Origin of the sequence: Bacillus thuringiensis, from assembly GCF_001595725.1 — a bacterium.
GTDB lineage: Bacteria > Bacillota > Bacilli > Bacillales > Bacillaceae_G > Bacillus_A > Bacillus_A thuringiensis_K.
Genome location: NZ_CP014282.1, coordinates 4,665,697 through 4,682,500, shown reverse-complemented (window position 1 = coordinate 4,682,500; position 16,804 = coordinate 4,665,697). Strand labels below are relative to the sequence as shown.

The following is a 16,804-nucleotide window of genomic DNA, read 5'->3' as shown; positions in this document are numbered from 1 at the left end:
CCGCCTAAGGTGGGACAGATGATTGGGGTGAAGTCGTAACAAGGTAGCCGTATCGGAAGGTGCGGCTGGATCACCTCCTTTCTATGGAGAATTGATGAACGCTGTTCATCAATAAAGTTTCCGTGTTTCGTTTTGTTCAGTTTTGAGAGAACTATCTCTCATATATAATGTATGTTCTTTGAAAACTAGATAACAGTGTAGCTCATATTTTTTAATTTTAGTTTGGTTAAGTTAGAAAGGGCGCACGGTGGATGCCTTGACACTAGGAGTCGATGAAGGACGGGACTAACGCCGATATGCTCGGGGAGCTGTAAGTAAGCTTTGATCCGAAGATTTCCGAATGGGGAAACCCACCATACGTAATGGTATGGTATCCTTATCTGAATACATAGGGTAAGGAAGACAGACCCAGGGAACTGAAACATCTAAGTACCTGGAGGAAGAGAAAGCAAATGCGATTTCCTGAGTAGCGGCGAGCGAAACGGAACATAGCCCAAACCAAGAGGCTTGCCTCTTGGGGTTGTAGGACATTCTATACGGAGTTACAAAGGAACGAGGTAGACGAAGCGACCTGGAAAGGTCCGTCGTAGAGGGTAACAACCCCGTAGTCGAAACTTCGTTCTCTCTTGAATGTATCCTGAGTACGGCGGAACACGTGAAATTCCGTCGGAATCTGGGAGGACCATCTCCAAGGCTAAATACTCCTAGTGATCGATAGTGAACCAGTACCGTGAGGGAAAGGTGAAAAGCACCCCGAAGGGGAGTGAAAGAGATCCTGAAACCGTGTGCCTACAAATAGTCAGAGCCCGTTAACGGGTGATGGCGTGCCTTTTGTAGAATGAACCGGCGAGTTACGATCCCGTGCGAGGTTAAGCTGAAGAGGCGGAGCCGCAGCGAAAGCGAGTCTGAATAGGGCGTTTAGTACGTGGTCGTAGACCCGAAACCAGGTGATCTACCCATGTCCAGGGTGAAGTTCAGGTAACACTGAATGGAGGCCCGAACCCACGCACGTTGAAAAGTGCGGGGATGAGGTGTGGGTAGCGGAGAAATTCCAATCGAACCTGGAGATAGCTGGTTCTCCCCGAAATAGCTTTAGGGCTAGCCTTAAGTGTAAGAGTCTTGGAGGTAGAGCACTGATTGGACTAGGGGTCCTCATCGGATTACCGAATTCAGTCAAACTCCGAATGCCAATGACTTATCCTTAGGAGTCAGACTGCGAGTGATAAGATCCGTAGTCAAAAGGGAAACAGCCCAGACCGCCAGCTAAGGTCCCAAAGTGTGTATTAAGTGGAAAAGGATGTGGAGTTGCTTAGACAACTAGGATGTTGGCTTAGAAGCAGCCACCATTTAAAGAGTGCGTAATAGCTCACTAGTCGAGTGACTCTGCGCCGAAAATGTACCGGGGCTAAATACACCACCGAAGCTGCGGATTGATACCGAATGGTATCAGTGGTAGGGGAGCGTTCTAAGGACAGTGAAGTCAGACCGGAAGGACTGGTGGAGTGCTTAGAAGTGAGAATGCCGGTATGAGTAGCGAAAGACGGGTGAGAATCCCGTCCACCGAATGCCTAAGGTTTCCTGAGGAAGGCTCGTCCGCTCAGGGTTAGTCAGGACCTAAGCCGAGGCCGACAGGCGTAGGCGATGGACAAAGGTTGATATTCCTGTACCACCTCTTTATCGTTTGAGCAATGGAGGGACGCAGAAGGATAGAAGAAGCGTGCGATTGGTTGTGCACGTCCAAGCAGTTAGGCTGATAAGTAGGCAAATCCGCTTATCGTGAAGGCTGAGCTGTGATGGGGAAGCTCCTTATGGAGCGAAGTCTTTGATTCCCCGCTGCCAAGAAAAGCTTCTAGCGAGATAAAAGGTGCCTGTACCGCAAACCGACACAGGTAGGCGAGGAGAGAATCCTAAGGTGTGCGAGAGAACTCTGGTTAAGGAACTCGGCAAAATGACCCCGTAACTTCGGGAGAAGGGGTGCTTTCTTAACGGAAGCCGCAGTGAATAGGCCCAAGCGACTGTTTAGCAAAAACACAGCTCTCTGCGAAGCCGTAAGGCGAAGTATAGGGGTGACACCTGCCCGGTGCTGGAAGGTTAAGGAGAGGGGTTAGCGTAAGCGAAGCTCTGAACTGAAGCCCCAGTAAACGGCGGCCGTAACTATAACGGTCCTAAGGTAGCGAAATTCCTTGTCGGGTAAGTTCCGACCCGCACGAAAGGTGTAACGATTTGGGCACTGTCTCAACCAGAGACTCGGTGAAATTATAGTACCTGTGAAGATGCAGGTTACCCGCGACAGGACGGAAAGACCCCGTGGAGCTTTACTGTAGCCTGATATTGAATTTTGGTACAGTTTGTACAGGATAGGCGGGAGCCATTGAAACCGGAGCGCTAGCTTCGGTGGAGGCGCTGGTGGGATACCGCCCTGACTGTATTGAAATTCTAACCTACGGGTCTTATCGACCCGGGAGACAGTGTCAGGTGGGCAGTTTGACTGGGGCGGTCGCCTCCTAAAGTGTAACGGAGGCGCCCAAAGGTTCCCTCAGAATGGTTGGAAATCATTCGTAGAGTGCAAAGGCATAAGGGAGCTTGACTGCGAGACCTACAAGTCGAGCAGGGACGAAAGTCGGGCTTAGTGATCCGGTGGTTCCGCATGGAAGGGCCATCGCTCAACGGATAAAAGCTACCCGGGGATAACAGGCTTATCTCCCCCAAGAGTCCACATCGACGGGGAGGTTTGGCACCTCGATGTCGGCTCATCGCATCCTGGGGCTGTAGTCGGTCCCAAGGGTTGGGCTGTTCGCCCATTAAAGCGGTACGCGAGCTGGGTTCAGAACGTCGTGAGACAGTTCGGTCCCTATCCGTCGTGGGCGTAGGAAATTTGAGAGGAGCTGTCCTTAGTACGAGAGGACCGGGATGGACGCACCGCTGGTGTACCAGTTGTTCTGCCAAGGGCATAGCTGGGTAGCTATGTGCGGAAGGGATAAGTGCTGAAAGCATCTAAGCATGAAGCCCCCCTCAAGATGAGATTTCCCATAGCGTAAGCTAGTAAGATCCCTGAAAGATGATCAGGTTGATAGGTTCGAGGTGGAAGCATGGTGACATGTGGAGCTGACGAATACTAATAGATCGAGGACTTAACCATATAATATGTAGCAATGTTATCTAGTTTTGAAAGAATATAAAAAACTTGTTGACTTTCAAAAGTAAATGAGTTATAATAATTCTTGTCTTAAATGAATACAGTCTGGTAATGATGGCAGAGAGGTCACACCCGTTCCCATACCGAACACGGAAGTTAAGCTCTCTAGCGCCGATGGTAGTTGGGACCTTGTCCCTGTGAGAGTAGGACGTTGCCAGGCAAATGGAGGATTAGCTCAGCTGGGAGAGCACCTGCCTTACAAGCAGGGGGTCGGCGGTTCGATCCCGTCATCCTCCACCATTTAGCCGACTTAGCTCAATTGGTAGAGCAACTGACTTGTAATCAGTAGGTTGGGGGTTCAAGTCCTCTAGTCGGCACCAGAAATCATGGCGGTTGTGGCGAAGTGGTTAACGCACCGGATTGTGGCTCCGGCATTCGTGGGTTCGATTCCCATCAGTCGCCCCATTTTTCTTAAATAAATTAATATGCGGGTGTGGCGGAATTGGCAGACGCACCAGACTTAGGATCTGGCGCCTTTGGCGTGGGGGTTCGACTCCCTTCACCCGCACTTTTAATTAAATAACTCATACATGTCTTGCGGAAGTAGTTCAGTGGTAGAATACAACCTTGCCAAGGTTGGGGTCGCGGGTTCGAATCCCGTCTTCCGCTCCAATTTTCAATATGACATGCCGGGGTGGCGGAACAGGCAGACGCACAGGACTTAAAATCCTGCGGTGGGTGACCACCGTGCGGGTTCGACCCCCGCCCTCGGCACCATATGCGCCCGTAGCTCAATTGGATAGAGCGTTTGACTACGGATCAAGAGGTTAGGGGTTCGACTCCTCTCGGGCGCGCTTTTATTAACGGGAAGTGGCTCAGCTTGGTAGAGCACCTGGTTTGGGACCAGGGGGTCGCAGGTTCAAATCCTGTCTTCCCGATATTCCAAAAAAACATGGGGCCTTAGCTCAGCTGGGAGAGCGCCTGCCTTGCACGCAGGAGGTCAGCGGTTCGATCCCGCTAGGCTCCACTTATCTTAAATATCATTTATGGCGGTGTAGCTCAGCTGGCTAGAGCGTACGGTTCATACCCGTGAGGTCGGGGGTTCGATCCCTCCGCCGCTACCATAAAGGACCTTTAGCTCAGCTGGTTAGAGCAGACGGCTCATAACCGTCCGGTCGTAGGTTCGAGTCCTACAAGGTCCACCATTAGACGTATATATCTCGGAGGTATACCCAAGTTCGGCTGAAGGGATCGGTCTTGAAAACCGACAGGCGGCGAGAGTCGCGGGGGTTCGAATCCCTCTACCTCCTCCATTTTTTCTAAAGTAAATATTTTATCATCGCGGGGTGGAGCAGCACGGTAGCTCGTCGGGCTCATAACCCGAAGGTCGCAGGTTCAAATCCTGTCCCCGCAACCAAATGGTCCCGTGGTGTAGTGGTTAACATGCCTGCCTGTCACGCAGGAGATCGCCGGTTCGACCCCGGTCGGGACCGCCATTTTTACATAAAGGCTCGGTAGCTCAGTCGGTAGAGCAGAGGACTGAAAATCCTCGTGTCGGCGGTTCGATTCCGTCCCGAGCCACCATTTTGAAGTCGCAAGCCGACTTAGCTCAATTGGTAGAGCAACTGACTTGTAATCAGTAGGTTGGGGGTTCAAGTCCTCTAGTCGGCACCACTTTCAAAATGAGCCATTAGCTCAGTTGGTAGAGCATCTGACTTTTAATCAGAGGGTCGAAGGTTCGAGTCCTTCATGGCTCACCATTTACAATTTAATGCGGGTGTAGTTTAGTGGTAAAACAAGAGCCTTCCAAGCTCTGGTCGAGAGTTCGATTCTCTTCACCCGCTTTTCAATTATGGGCCTATAGCTCAGCTGGTTAGAGCGCACGCCTGATAAGCGTGAGGTCGATGGTTCGAGTCCATTTAGGCCCACCATAATTGTTCCGCAGTAGCTCAGTGGTAGAGCTATCGGCTGTTAACCGATCGGTCGTAGGTTCGAGTCCTACCTGCGGAGCCATATTTATAGAGAAGTACCCAAGTGGCTCAAGGGGCTCCCCTGCTAAGGGAGTAGATCGCGAACGCGGTGCGAGGGTTCGAATCCCTTCTTCTCTGCCAGAACTGGCCCGTTGGTCAAGTGGTTAAGACACCGCCCTTTCACGGCGGTAACACGGGTTCGAATCCCGTACGGGTCATACTAAAAGAGATAGCATAATCTGCTATCTCTTTTTTGTTGTGTAAAAGTGGACTTTGGATACTCTGCTTTTTTAGGCAATAGAAGAAATATGAAGTATGGGCTGTTGCAGTTGGGTATATAGAGCCGTAAATACAATCATGTTGTTTATTTGGGCCTGTATGAATATGAAGGAACTATCTATCTAACAAATGATACCTCAAGTTGAACTTTTACCCCAGCTGTATGGCTGTAGCCTCCTACACTTGGAGAAACCGATGAAAATACATCCGGGAGCTACTGTGGAAAATAAATAATATATAGAAGAAGCTGCTTTCTCTCAATAGGTGTGACCTACTGAAGACAGCTTTTTTATGTTGTCATTATTGTCGAGTTTTGTCGGTAAGCCGATATATTGCAAAAATCGCTGATATAATTTGAGTTACGGTCGATAAATTTTAATAATCGCTGATATATTTGGAGTTACGGTCCATATATTCTAAAAATCGCCGATATAATTTCACTTACCGACAAAAACCACAAGAAAATCCCTTTCACAATCTAAAGAAAACGCCTCCATTGAAATGGATTCCACACCTATTCCAATAACTTTACATCATATGTGAAAAAGTTCACAAATAGGTCATAATTTGTGAAGTAATTCACAATAATACGTGCTACAATATGAATGTAAAGAAGTTAAACAACATTAAATTAGTATTTTAATTAATTACTTAAACAATCATAAAAAATAGATGTGAACAATAGAGAGGGGAAATTACCATGAAAAAAGGTATCAATCGTGTAGTATTAGTAGGAACAGGAGCTGTAGGTTGTAGTTATGCTTACTCAATGATCAACCAAGGTGTAGCTGAAGAATTCGTATTAGTAGATGTTAATGAAGCAAAAGCAGAAGGGGAAGCAATGGACTTAAGCCATGCGGTACCATTCTCTCCATCACCAACAAAAGTTTGGAGCGGTAGCTATGCAGATTGTAAAGATGCAGATTTAGTAGTTATCACTGCTGGATTACCACAAAAGCCAGGTGAAACTCGTTTAGACCTAGTTGAGAAAAATACAAAGATCTTTAAACAAATCGTTCGCGGTATTATGGATAGCGGATTCGATGGAATCTTCTTAATCGCAACTAACCCAGTTGATATTTTAACTTACGTAACTTGGAAAGAATCTGGTCTACCAAAAGAGCGCGTAATTGGTTCTGGTACTACTTTAGACTCTGCTCGTTTCCGTTACATGTTAGGTGACTACTTAAATGTAGATCCACGTAACGTTCATGCTTACATCGTTGGTGAACACGGTGACACTGAACTTCCAGTATGGAGCCATGCTACTATCGGTGTACAAAAACTAGAAACAATTTTAGCTAATAACGAACAGTACAAACAAGAAGACTTAGATAAAATCTTTGAAAATGTACGTGATGCAGCTTACCATATCATCGAGCGTAAAGGTGCAACTTACTACGGAATCGGTATGTCACTACTTCGTGTAACTAAAGCAATTTTAAACAACGAGAACAGCGTATTAACTGTATCTGCATACCTTGAAGGTCAATACGGCGAGAAAGATGCTTACGTAGGTGTTCCAGCTGTAATTAACCGTGAAGGTGTACGTGAAATCGTAGAACTTGAGCTAAATGAAGAGGAAAAAGCGAAGTTCGCTCATTCTGTAAAAGTATTAAAAGAAACAATGGCACCAGTGCTATAATAATTACTAAATAATTCAGAGGTGGGAAACTGCTTCTTACCTCTGAACTTATATAATTTAATATAAATTCCTTTTCCGGTTTCCCTTGTATATCCCCAATATACCCCTTTTGCTGGATAAGGGTCGTTTATAGAAAAAGAGCACTCTATTTTACGTAGAGTGCTCTTTATTATTCCGCTATTTGCCGGGCAGTAAAACCTCGACTGATTAAAGTTTCACTTTATTATTTTTTAGGCATTAATCCTAATTTCTTTAAAATATCTGTCAGTGTACCGCTTTTTGATTTTTCAGCAGCTGTTTGTGATTTAGATGCATCTAGCTCTTTTTTCAAGAAGTTCTTTTCAACGAAGCGAATATCTTTTTCATCGACAATCCCATCTTTATTAAGGTCTCCGTCTTTTACAGTTAGTCCTTTTTTACCATAGTTGCTAGCGATAATTTCAGCATCTTTAATATCGATTACTTTATCAGCATTTACATCGCCGGCAAGGTTTTCGTCAGGTCTTGCATAATAATATTGGCCAAGCAGCTTACCGTCTTTTTCAGTACCAAGTTTCGTTGTTAGGCGGCTTGTTAAATGTCCTGGCACCTCTACATATAAGTTATAGTCGCGTTTATTAACTGGAAGTCCATTTAGTTTGAAGTATCCGTATTTATCTAGTGAGCCTTCAAACTTATGACGATAAGAATCAGTCGCATATACTTTTACGCCAAGCTTTGTATAATCGAACTTTTCATCTAAATAGCCACGTTCATTTAAGAATGCACCAGGTTTAATATTTCCTTCTACTAGTGAATTTAAGGACATGACTGAGAATGTTTGATCTTGAAGTACACGCATTCTATTTGGTTCTGATTCACCTTGTTTCCAGTAAACAAAAATTGGTGACTCTAATTGAGCGTTTGCTTCATAAAATTCATCATTTTCTACTTTGAAAGTTACATCAATGAACGGGAAATCACCATCTAATCCAGCAAAGTTTTTGTCATCAATAGCTCTGCCAACTGTAACAAAACCTGTCTCTAGTTTCGGTTCATTTACTTTTGCGGTTACCCCTTTGTCGGAAGTAGCTTTTCAAAAGCAGGATTAAATTTCGCATTTCAATAACATTGTGACAAAAAATATTGAGAAACATTTTTTATGACAGATTATTTTATTTTGATTTTGAGTGGAAAATAGCATGAAAAATAGGATAAACATAATAAAATAAAGGTTGAGAAAAAATAATTGGTAAAAATATAGAAGAATAATAAAGCGTTTTCAATGAATATTCGTCAAAATTCGATATTTTACACGGAAATGTGAAGAAAAACTAACATTTTTAAGAAAAAAACGAATGTTTTTTATAAATTAACAAGGATATTGCAGTTTTTCACAGAAATAGTTAAAGTATAAAAAATTCTGTCATCTAAGTGAGGTGAGCATATTGAGTGTAATAAATTGTGAAGAAGTGAAACGAGATGAGTTTCATACAGAAAAGTACTATGAAAGTTATAACATCTTTGGCGCACATGTTGTGACGGAAGATGAGATTCAAGGGGTACGATTTACAGTGTGGGCTCCTCATGCGAAAGCAATGAGTGTTGTTGGAGATTTTAATAAGTGGGATTATGAGCAACATAAGATGCTACAAGTGACAGAAGAAGGCATTTGGTCCTTATTTATACCGCATATTGAAGAAGGAGAAATATATAAATATGCGATTGAAACGTTGGCTGGTGACGTCATTTTAAAGGCAGATCCGTATGCTATATATGCAGAAGTAAGACCGAATACGGCATCTGTAGTTTTTGATATAAAAGGATATGAATGGAATGATAAAAACTGGAATCGTAAGAAAAAGAAAAAACCGATTTATAAAGAAGCGATGACAGTTTATGAATTACATTTCGGTTCTTGGAAAAAGAAAGAAGATGGAACACTATATTCTTACAGGGAAATGGCAGAAGAACTCATTCCGTATGTGGTGGAACATCAATTTACACATATTGAAATTATGCCGCTTGTTGAGCATCCATATGATCGTTCTTGGGGATATCAAGGAACGGGATATTATGCAGCGACGAGTAGATTTGGTACACCGCATGATTTAATGTATTTTGTCGACGAATGTCATAAATATGGAATCGGTGTCATTTTAGATTGGGTACCGGGGCATTTTTGTAAAGATGCTCACGGTTTATATTTGTTTGATGGCACACCGACCTATGAATATAAAGATAAAGATGTACAAGAAAATCTAGTATGGGGAACTGTCAATTTTGATTTAGGAAAGAGAGAGGTACGTAATTTCTTAATTTCAAATGCGTTATTTTGGATGAGATATTTCCATATTGATGGTTTCAGAGTAGATGCAGTTGCGAACATGTTGTACTGGAATAAAGAAGGACAAGAGCAAAGTAATGAGTACGCTGTGTCATTTTTACGGGAGTTAAATGAAGCAGTGTTTGCAGAGGATGAAGATTTTCTTATGACGGCAGAGGATTCAACAGCTTGGCCACTTGTAACAGCACCAACGTATGAAGGTGGGCTTGGATTCAATTACAAATGGAATATGGGCTGGATGAATGACGTGCTGAAATATATGGAGTGTGCGCCAGAGTACAGAAAATATATTCATGAGAAAATGACGTTCTCTTTACTATATGCTTACTCTGAAAACTTCATATTACCCCTTTCTCATGATGAAGTCGTTCATGGGAAAAAGTCGTTATTAAATAAAATGCCAGGTGATTACTGGGATAAGTTTGCTCAGCTTCGTTTATTATATGGATATTTCTTTACTCACCCAGGAAAGAAATTACTTTTCATGGGAGGAGAATTCGGGCAGTTTGATGAGTGGAAAGACCTTGAAGATTTAGATTGGAATTTACATGATTTTGAAATGCATCGTTATATGCATGATTACTTTAAAGAGCTCATAGCATTGTATAAGCGCTCAAAACCACTTTGGCAGCTTGATCATTCGCCTGAAGGTTTTCAGTGGATTGATGCTAATAATAACGAGCAAAGTATTTTCTCGTTTATCCGCCAAGGAGATAAACAAGAAGATGCGTTAGTTATCGTATGTAATTTTACGAAAGCTACATATGAAAACTATAAAGTAGGTGTACCAGATTTCGAGTATTATAACGAGATTTTAAACAGTGATGCACAGCAATATGGCGGGTCAGGGCAAGTAAATAAGAAACGTCTGAAAGCAATTCAAGAACCGTATCATAATCAAGCAGCACATGTAGAAATTACAATTCCACCATTTGGCGTATCCATATTACGACCAGTGAAGACGAGAAAGGGGAGCAAAAAACAAGATGGCTCAAAAACAAAAGTGCGTAGCAATGTTACTAGCAGGGGGAAAAGGTAGTCGATTAAGTGCATTAACAAAAAATTTAGCCAAGCCAGCTGTTCCATTTGGTGGTAAATATCGCATTATCGATTTTACGCTAAGTAACTGTGCGAATTCTGGTATTGAAACGGTTGGGATTTTAACGCAATATCAACCACTTGAACTTCATAATTATATCGGAATCGGCAATGCGTGGGATTTAGACCGAGTAAGCGGTGGAGTCACAGTGTTACCTCCTTATGCGGAGTCTTCAGGTGTGAAGTGGTACACAGGTACGGCAAGTGCCATTTATCAAAACTTAAACTATTTAAGTCAGTACGAACCAGAGTACGTTCTTATTTTATCGGGCGACCATATTTATAAAATGGATTACAGTAAAATGCTAGATTATCATATTGAGAAGGAAGCGGATGTTTCCATTTCTGTTATTGAAGTACCTTGGGATGAAGCGAGTCGCTTTGGCATTATGAATACAAATGAAGAAATGGAGATTGTTGAGTTTGAAGAGAAACCGCAATTTCCAAGAAGTAATCTTGCATCAATGGGAATCTATATTTTTAATTGGTCAATTTTGAAAGAGTATTTAGAGATGGATGCAAGAAATCCTGAATCTAGTAATGATTTCGGAAAAGATGTACTTCCGCTTTTATTAGATGAAGGGAAGAAGTTGATGGCGTATCCGTTTGAAGGATATTGGAAAGATGTTGGGACGGTTAAGAGCTTATGGGAAGCGAATATGGATTTACTGCGCGATGAAACATCACTGAATTTAAACGATCGTAATTGGCGTATTTATTCTGTAAATCCAAATGAGCCACCTCAATATATTGCAGAGCAGGCAAAAGTAGAAGAATCACTTATTAACGAAGGATGCGTCATTGAAGGGGACGTGAAGCATTCTGTATTATTCCAAGGGGTGACGGTAGAAGAAGGTAGTATGGTTATTGATTCTGTCGTTATGCCAGGAGCAAAGATTGGAAAAAATGTTGTGATTGAAAGAGCAATTGTTGGATCGGAAATGGTTATTGAAGATGGAACAATTATTCGTCCGGAAAAAAATGTTGACGATGTAGTACTCATTGCTGAAGGGAAATAGAAAAGGGGGATGAAATGAATGGGAGAAAAAATGTTAGGAATTATTAATGCAACGGGAAGTTTTCCTTCCTTAAAGAAAGTAACAGGGCATCGTTCACTAGCGGCGTTACCGTTTGGGGGCCGTTATCGACTCATTGATTTCATGCTTTCAAATATGGTGAATTCTAATATTCATAGTGTGGCAGTTTTTACAAGTCATAAAAACCGCTCGTTAATGGACCATGTTGGTTCAGGAAAGCAGTGGGATTTAGATAGAAAAAGAGACGGACTGTTTTTATTCCCACCAAATTGCCAATGTGACCAAGATGAATTTGGATCTTTTGCACATTTTAGAAGACATATTGATTATTTTCTAAGAGCTAGAGAAGAATACGTCGTTATTACGAATAGCCATCTCGTAACAGCATTGAATTTCCAGGCGGTGTTAGAGCGACATATACATACGGCAGCTGATATTACGGAAGTTTGCCATGAAGGGGTTTCGCTTCAAACATACGTGTTAAAGAAAAAATTATTGTTAGATTTATTTGAGTCATATAAAGATTTGGAGCAATATAGCTTATTCGATGTGGTGAGAGAAAAGCGCGGAAAATCACTGCATATTGCTACTTATGAGCATACAGGATATGTAGCGATTATTGATTCGATTGAAAGTTACTATAAACATAGCTTAGAAATTTTGCAACCTGCTATTTGGAAGCAAGTATTTAAGAAAGAAGCACCGATCTTTACGAAAGTAAAAGATGAACCACCAACTCGTTACTTAAAAGGTGCAGCCGTGAAAAATACAATGATTGCAAACGGCAGTATTATTGAAGGCGAAGTAGAAAATAGTGTTATCTCCCGTTCTGTTAAAATTGGAAAAGGTTCCATTGTTCGTAACAGTATTATTATGCAAAAGAGCCAAATTGGAGATAACTGTATAATAGACGGTGTTATTATTGATAAAGACGTGAAAATTGGTGACGGTGTTGTACTAAAAGGAAACGCTGATGAGCCATACGTTGTAGAAAAAGGAAGCGTTCAAAACAGTACGATTAATAGTTATTCTTAAAAGAATCAGTGGGGGTCTTCCTCCACTGATTAAAGTTTTAATTCAAATGAAAACTCGAAGGGAGGAAGCTGCAAGGGAAGTAGTATAAGCTTTTCGTGCAGTGGGACAACAAGTGAATATTTTATTTGCAGTATCAGAATGTGTACCATTTGTTAAATCGGGAGGCTTAGCTGATGTAGCAGGTGCGCTCCCAAAAGAGCTAAAAAAATTAGGGGTGGACGTTCGCATTATACTCCCGAATTATAGTCTTATTCCGCCAAAGTTAAGGGATGGATGTACGTTACATAAAGTAATTAATGTCCCGCTCGGGTGGAGAAATCAATATTGTGGAATTTTAAAAGGTGAGCAAGACGGAATTACGTATTACTTAATAGATAATGAATATTATTTTAAGAGAGATTCTCTGTATGGTCATTATGATGACGGAGAGCGTTTTTCTTATTTCTCAAAAGCGGTGTTAGAGTGTATTCCGCACCTTGATTTTGAAGTGGATGTTCTTCATAGCCACGATTGGCATACGGCTATGGTTAATTTCTTACTTCGTGAAAAGTATCAAGATAACCCGTTATATGAGCGTATTAAAACGGTATATACAATTCACAACTTGCAGTTCCAAGGAGTATTTCCTCCTGAAGTGATGTACGACTTGTTAGAGCTTGGTGATGAATATTTTCATAGTGAGCAGCTAGAGTTTTATGGGAATGTGAACTTTATGAAAGGCGGTATTATCGCTTCGGATCAAATTACAGCGGTGAGCCCGACGTATAAGGAAGAAATTCAATATGAATTTTTTGGTGAGAAGTTAGATGGATTACTGCGAAAATATAATGATAAGCTTAGCGGCATTGTAAATGGCATTGATACCAGCGTATATAATCCAGAAACGGATTCGTATATTAAGGCGCAGTATGATGCAGATTCATTATATGAAAAGAGTGAAAATAAACGCGCTTTGCAGCGTTATTTTGGTTTGCCAGAAAAAGAGGATACACCAATTATTTCAATGGTAACGAGATTAACGAAGCAAAAAGGTCTTGATTTAGTACGTACTGTATTCCACGAAATAATGGAAGAAGATGTACAATGTATTATTTTAGGTTCAGGTGATTCGGAATATGAGCAATTCTTTGAGTGGATGGCATATGAGTATCCGGAGAAGGTAAAAGTTTATATCGGATTTAATGAAGAATTAGCTCACCAAGTGTATGCGGGAAGCGATTTGTTTTTAATGCCATCACTGTTTGAACCGTGTGGACTTGGACAACTTATCGCATTAGCGTACGGTACGATTCCAATTGTAAGAGAAACAGGTGGATTAAACGATACGGTACATTCTTATGATGAAGAAACAGGCGAAGGAAATGGTTTCAGTTTCATGAACTTTAATGCACATGACATGCTGCATACGATTCAGCGTGCGATTGAATTCTATCACGATAAACCAGTGTGGGAGCAGCTTGTAAAACAAGCGATGACTGAAGATTATAGCTGGGAGCAATCGGCTCTTGCTTATAAGGAATTGTATAAAAGTCTCATGGAATAACATGTAGGTGGTGAAAAAATGTTTACTCATGTTGAAAGTTTTAAATCAACTTTTCTAGAAAAGTTAGAGACGATGTATGGTAAAAGTTTTAAAGATTCTACAACTCGTGATCAATATAATACGCTCGGCCATATGGTACGTGAGTATATGAATAGTCAATGGATTGCAACGAACGAGAGTTATCGATCCGGAGAGCAAAAGCAAATGTATTACTTGTCTATTGAGTTTTTGCTTGGACGTTTGCTTGGAAGTAACATCTTGAATTTAGGTATTCGAGATGTATGCGAGCAGGGGTTATCTGAACTAGGGATTTCGTTACAAGAGTTAGAAGAAGTGGAAGCAGATGCAGGCCTTGGTAATGGTGGGCTTGGACGCTTAGCAGCCTGTTTTCTCGATTCACTTGCCTCTTTAAACTTGCCAGGACACGGCTGTGGAATTCGTTATAAACATGGTTTGTTTGATCAGAAAATTGTTGATGGTTATCAAGTTGAATTTCCAGAACAGTGGCTTCTTCATGAAAACGTATGGGAAGTAAGAAGGCATGATCAAGCTGTAGAAGTAAGTTATTTCGGCAGTGTTGAACCGCTAGAAATTGACGGGCGTTTAGAGTTTAGGCATACAAATGCAGAAGTCATTATGGCCGTGCCATATGATGTGCCGGTAGTTGGCTATGAGACGAGTACTGTAAATACACTTAGACTTTGGAATGCTGAACCAGTTCCTTTCCCGCAAAACTGCAAAGATATTTTGAAATATAAGCGCGAAACAGAGGCTGTATCGGAGTTTTTATATCCAGATGATACGCATGATGAGGGAAAAATACTTCGTTTAAAACAACAGTATTTCCTCGTATCAGCAAGTTTGCAAAATATCGTTCGAATGCATAGAGAAAGATATGGTGACCTTCGTCAACTACATGAAAAAATTGCGATCCATATTAACGATACACATCCAGTTTTAGCAATTCCGGAACTGATGCGTATTTTACTAGACGAAGAAAAGTTAGCATGGGAAGAAGCTTGGCACATAACGACGCAGACGATTTCTTATACGAATCATACAACGTTATCAGAAGCGCTCGAAAAGTGGCCAATTCACATTTTTAAACCGTTATTACCGAGAATTTATATGATTATTGAAGAGATTAATGAACGTTTCTGTCATGAACTTTGGGAACAGTATCCGTATGAGTGGGATCGTATTGAAGCAATGGCAATTATTGCACATGACCTTGTGAAAATGGCTCATTTAGCGATTGTCGGTAGCCATAGCGTAAATGGTGTAGCGAAAATTCATACGGAAATATTAAAGCAGCGGGAAATGCGATTGTTTTATGAATTTTATCCAGATAAGTTTAATAATAAGACGAATGGAATTGCTCATAGGCGCTGGCTTATGAAAGCAAATCCACAGTTAACAAATCTCATTTCAGAGGCGATTGGAACAGAGTGGAAGAAAGAACCGATTAAGCTTCAAGAGCTACAATTAGTTCAATATGATGCGAGTTTCCAAGAGAAATTTGCAGAGGTAAAACAAGAGCGTAAAGAGATTTTAGCGGAGCGTATTCATAATACAATGGGGATTACCATTGATCCAAATTCTATTTTTGATGTGCAAGTGAAAAGATTACATGCTTATAAACGACAATTATTAAATGTTCTGCATATTTTATATTTGTATAACCGTTTGAAAGAGGATGCTAGTTTTACATTTTATCCGCGTACTTTTATTTTTGGAGCGAAAGCATCACCTGGCTATTATTACGCGAAAAAAATTATTAAATTAATAAATGAACTCGCAAGAAAAGTAAATAATGACCCGTATGTCAGTCAATATATGAAAGTTATCTTTCTAGAAAACTATCGAGTTTCTTTAGCGGAAGATATATTCCCGGCAGCGGATGTAAGTGAACAAATTTCAACGGCGAGTAAAGAAGCATCGGGAACAGGTAATATGAAATTTATGATGAATGGTGCGATTACACTCGGAACGCTAGACGGTGCTAACGTTGAAATAAAAGACCGGGTCGGTGATGATAACTGTTTCATTTTCGGTTTAACGGCCGAAGAAGTTCTTCATTACTATCAAAATGGTGGATATCGTGCAAGTGATTATTATCATCACAATGGGCACATTAAAAAGGTAGTAGATCAGTTAACGAATGGTTTCTTTGCACAGTCGGGAGCCGAATTTGAAGCAATTTACGATTCTCTCGTTATTCAAAATGATGAATATTTTGTTCTGCGAGATTTTGGTCCATATGCTGAAAGACAAGAAGCTGTCGGTAGAGCTTATGAGAACCGAACGAAGTGGCTAGAAATGTCGATTTTAAATATTGCACAGTCTGGTCATTTTGCGAGCGATCGAACGATTTTGCAGTACAGTAATGAAATTTGGGGTATTGGTAATACAGTTAAACAGTTTTAAAGAGGTTGCTATATTGGGAGATATATTATCGATTTACCAACAGAAATGGATATTAATAAATAAAACGTGCTTAATAAAATTAAGCTCGTTTTATTTATTTTGCTTAAGAAAGAAATGGAACAGTGGTATATATGATACCTGCCCCATCATACTCTCCTGTCGCAAAGTATGAAAATGTAAAGAAACCTGTAACCGTAAAAATTACAATAAGAAAAAATGCTAAGATAAATTTTAACATGTAAGGTCCCCTCATCCAAAAATAACTTCATACATTATTATAGTATACGAATATTTTATTTCCAATTGTT

Annotated in this window: 7 protein-coding genes, 22 tRNA genes, 3 rRNA genes and 2 pseudogenes (1 of these 34 cut by a window edge); 31 read left to right on the top strand and 3 right to left on the bottom strand. The window is 41.1% G+C overall.

Features of this window, described 5'->3' with window-relative positions; all coding sequences use genetic code 11:
- The 25 genes from AXW78_RS23640 to AXW78_RS23520 all read left to right on the top strand — a co-directional run.
- Positions 1 to 81 (top strand): 16S ribosomal RNA (locus AXW78_RS23640) (it extends 1,471 nt beyond the left edge of the window).
- 143 nt (positions 82 to 224) lie between these two features.
- Positions 225 to 3,139: ribosomal RNA gene (locus AXW78_RS23635) — 23S ribosomal RNA — on the top strand.
- Positions 3,140 to 3,240: 101 nt separating this feature from the next.
- A 5S ribosomal RNA gene (gene rrf / locus AXW78_RS23630) occupies positions 3,241 to 3,356 on the top strand.
- Together the 16S, 23S and 5S rRNA genes with 22 tRNA genes alongside form the textbook arrangement of a ribosomal RNA operon.
- 4 nt (positions 3,357 to 3,360) lie before the next feature.
- Positions 3,361 to 3,436, top strand: a tRNA-Val gene (locus AXW78_RS23625).
- Positions 3,437 to 3,440: 4 nt separating this feature from the next.
- A tRNA-Thr gene (locus tag AXW78_RS23620) sits at positions 3,441 to 3,516 on the top strand.
- A 9-nt stretch (positions 3,517 to 3,525) separates the two neighbouring features.
- Positions 3,526 to 3,601: transfer RNA gene (locus AXW78_RS23615), tRNA-His, on the top strand.
- Between the two features lie 22 nt (positions 3,602 to 3,623).
- Positions 3,624 to 3,704 (top strand) — tRNA-Leu (locus AXW78_RS23610).
- Positions 3,705 to 3,733: 29 nt separating this feature from the next.
- Positions 3,734 to 3,808, top strand: a tRNA-Gly gene (locus AXW78_RS23605).
- A 16-nt stretch (positions 3,809 to 3,824) separates the two neighbouring features.
- A tRNA-Leu gene (locus AXW78_RS23600) sits at positions 3,825 to 3,913 on the top strand.
- Positions 3,914 to 3,916: 3 nt separating this feature from the next.
- Positions 3,917 to 3,990, top strand: a tRNA-Arg gene (locus tag AXW78_RS23595).
- Between the two features lie 10 nt (positions 3,991 to 4,000).
- Positions 4,001 to 4,074, top strand: a tRNA-Pro gene (locus AXW78_RS23590).
- 16 nt (positions 4,075 to 4,090) lie between these two features.
- A tRNA-Ala gene (locus AXW78_RS23585) sits at positions 4,091 to 4,163 on the top strand.
- 21 nt (positions 4,164 to 4,184) lie between these two features.
- Positions 4,185 to 4,260 (top strand) — tRNA-Met (locus tag AXW78_RS23580).
- A 4-nt stretch (positions 4,261 to 4,264) separates the two neighbouring features.
- Positions 4,265 to 4,341: transfer RNA gene (locus AXW78_RS23575), tRNA-Ile, on the top strand.
- 17 nt (positions 4,342 to 4,358) lie between these two features.
- Positions 4,359 to 4,449: transfer RNA gene (locus AXW78_RS23570), tRNA-Ser, on the top strand.
- 27 nt (positions 4,450 to 4,476) lie between these two features.
- A tRNA-Met gene (locus AXW78_RS23565) sits at positions 4,477 to 4,553 on the top strand.
- Between the two features lie 3 nt (positions 4,554 to 4,556).
- Positions 4,557 to 4,632, top strand: a tRNA-Asp gene (locus AXW78_RS23560).
- A 12-nt stretch (positions 4,633 to 4,644) separates the two neighbouring features.
- Positions 4,645 to 4,720: transfer RNA gene (locus AXW78_RS23555), tRNA-Phe, on the top strand.
- Positions 4,721 to 4,734: 14 nt separating this feature from the next.
- Positions 4,735 to 4,810: transfer RNA gene (locus tag AXW78_RS23550), tRNA-Thr, on the top strand.
- Positions 4,811 to 4,820: 10 nt separating this feature from the next.
- Positions 4,821 to 4,896 (top strand) — tRNA-Lys (locus AXW78_RS23545).
- A gap of 13 nt (positions 4,897 to 4,909) precedes the next feature.
- Positions 4,910 to 4,980: transfer RNA gene (locus tag AXW78_RS23540), tRNA-Gly, on the top strand.
- Between the two features lie 10 nt (positions 4,981 to 4,990).
- A tRNA-Ile gene (locus tag AXW78_RS23535) sits at positions 4,991 to 5,067 on the top strand.
- A gap of 7 nt (positions 5,068 to 5,074) precedes the next feature.
- Positions 5,075 to 5,149, top strand: a tRNA-Asn gene (locus AXW78_RS23530).
- Positions 5,150 to 5,156: 7 nt separating this feature from the next.
- Positions 5,157 to 5,247 (top strand) — tRNA-Ser (locus AXW78_RS23525).
- 5 nt (positions 5,248 to 5,252) lie between these two features.
- Positions 5,253 to 5,324, top strand: a tRNA-Glu gene (locus tag AXW78_RS23520).
- Positions 5,325 to 5,421: 97 nt separating this feature from the next.
- Here AXW78_RS23520 and AXW78_RS33975 read toward each other — a convergent pair.
- A pseudogene (locus tag AXW78_RS33975) lies at positions 5,422 to 5,599 on the bottom strand (IS4 family transposase); the annotation flags it as partial.
- 486 nt (positions 5,600 to 6,085) lie between these two features.
- Here AXW78_RS33975 and AXW78_RS23515 point away from each other — a divergent pair.
- Complete coding sequence (locus AXW78_RS23515; protein ID WP_000715350.1) at positions 6,086 to 7,030, top strand: L-lactate dehydrogenase; 945 nt, start codon at positions 6,086 to 6,088, stop codon at positions 7,028 to 7,030.
- 223 nt (positions 7,031 to 7,253) lie between these two features.
- Here AXW78_RS23515 and AXW78_RS33970 read toward each other — a convergent pair.
- Positions 7,254 to 8,131, bottom strand: a pseudogene (locus AXW78_RS33970) (S8 family serine peptidase); the annotation flags it as partial.
- A gap of 326 nt (positions 8,132 to 8,457) precedes the next feature.
- Between AXW78_RS33970 and glgB the strand changes: the two are divergent.
- The 5 genes from glgB to glgP all read left to right on the top strand — a co-directional run bounded on the left by glgB (position 8,458) and on the right by glgP (position 16,496).
- Positions 8,458 to 10,395 carry a 1,4-alpha-glucan branching protein GlgB gene (gene glgB / locus AXW78_RS23505; protein ID WP_000111409.1) on the top strand — a complete coding sequence of 646 codons (1,938 nt, stop codon included), beginning with the start codon at positions 8,458 to 8,460 and terminating at the stop codon, positions 10,393 to 10,395.
- Entirely contained in the window at positions 10,343 to 11,473 is a 1,131-nt protein-coding gene (gene glgC / locus AXW78_RS23500) for a glucose-1-phosphate adenylyltransferase (RefSeq protein ID WP_000057616.1), read from the top strand. Before glgB ends, glgC begins: the two co-directional genes overlap by 53 nt.
- Before the next feature lie 18 nt (positions 11,474 to 11,491).
- Positions 11,492 to 12,526 (top strand): glucose-1-phosphate adenylyltransferase subunit GlgD, encoded by a 1,035-nt coding sequence (glgD, locus tag AXW78_RS23495; RefSeq protein ID WP_000504137.1) that lies wholly within the window; start codon positions 11,492 to 11,494, stop codon positions 12,524 to 12,526.
- A 112-nt stretch (positions 12,527 to 12,638) separates the two neighbouring features.
- A complete protein-coding gene (glgA, locus tag AXW78_RS23490; RefSeq protein WP_002164217.1) occupies positions 12,639 to 14,069 on the top strand; it encodes a glycogen synthase GlgA in 1,431 nt (476 codons plus the stop codon).
- 18 nt (positions 14,070 to 14,087) lie between these two features.
- Entirely contained in the window at positions 14,088 to 16,496 is a 2,409-nt protein-coding gene (glgP, locus tag AXW78_RS23485; protein ID WP_061884703.1) for a glycogen phosphorylase, read from the top strand.
- Between the two features lie 103 nt (positions 16,497 to 16,599).
- Here glgP and AXW78_RS35300 read toward each other — a convergent pair whose 3' ends face one another.
- Positions 16,600 to 16,734, bottom strand: coding sequence for a hypothetical protein (locus AXW78_RS35300; RefSeq protein WP_000911085.1), 135 nt, complete (start codon positions 16,732 to 16,734; stop codon positions 16,600 to 16,602).
- Positions 16,735 to 16,804 lie beyond the last annotated feature (70 nt).

Excerpts from the sequence above, each read along its gene's own strand:
- glgC (WP_000057616.1), top strand. The coding sequence starts at position 10,343 with ATGGCTCAAAAACAAAAGTGCGTAGCAATGTTACTAGCAGGGGGAAAA.
- AXW78_RS35300 (WP_000911085.1), bottom strand. The coding sequence starts at position 16,734 with ATGTTAAAATTTATCTTAGCATTTTTTCTTATTGTAATTTTTACGGTT.
- AXW78_RS23515 (WP_000715350.1), top strand. The coding sequence starts at position 6,086 with ATGAAAAAAGGTATCAATCGTGTAGTATTAGTAGGAACAGGAGCTGTA.
- glgD (WP_000504137.1), top strand. The coding sequence starts at position 11,492 with ATGGGAGAAAAAATGTTAGGAATTATTAATGCAACGGGAAGTTTTCCT.
- glgP (WP_061884703.1), top strand. The coding sequence starts at position 14,088 with ATGTTTACTCATGTTGAAAGTTTTAAATCAACTTTTCTAGAAAAGTTA.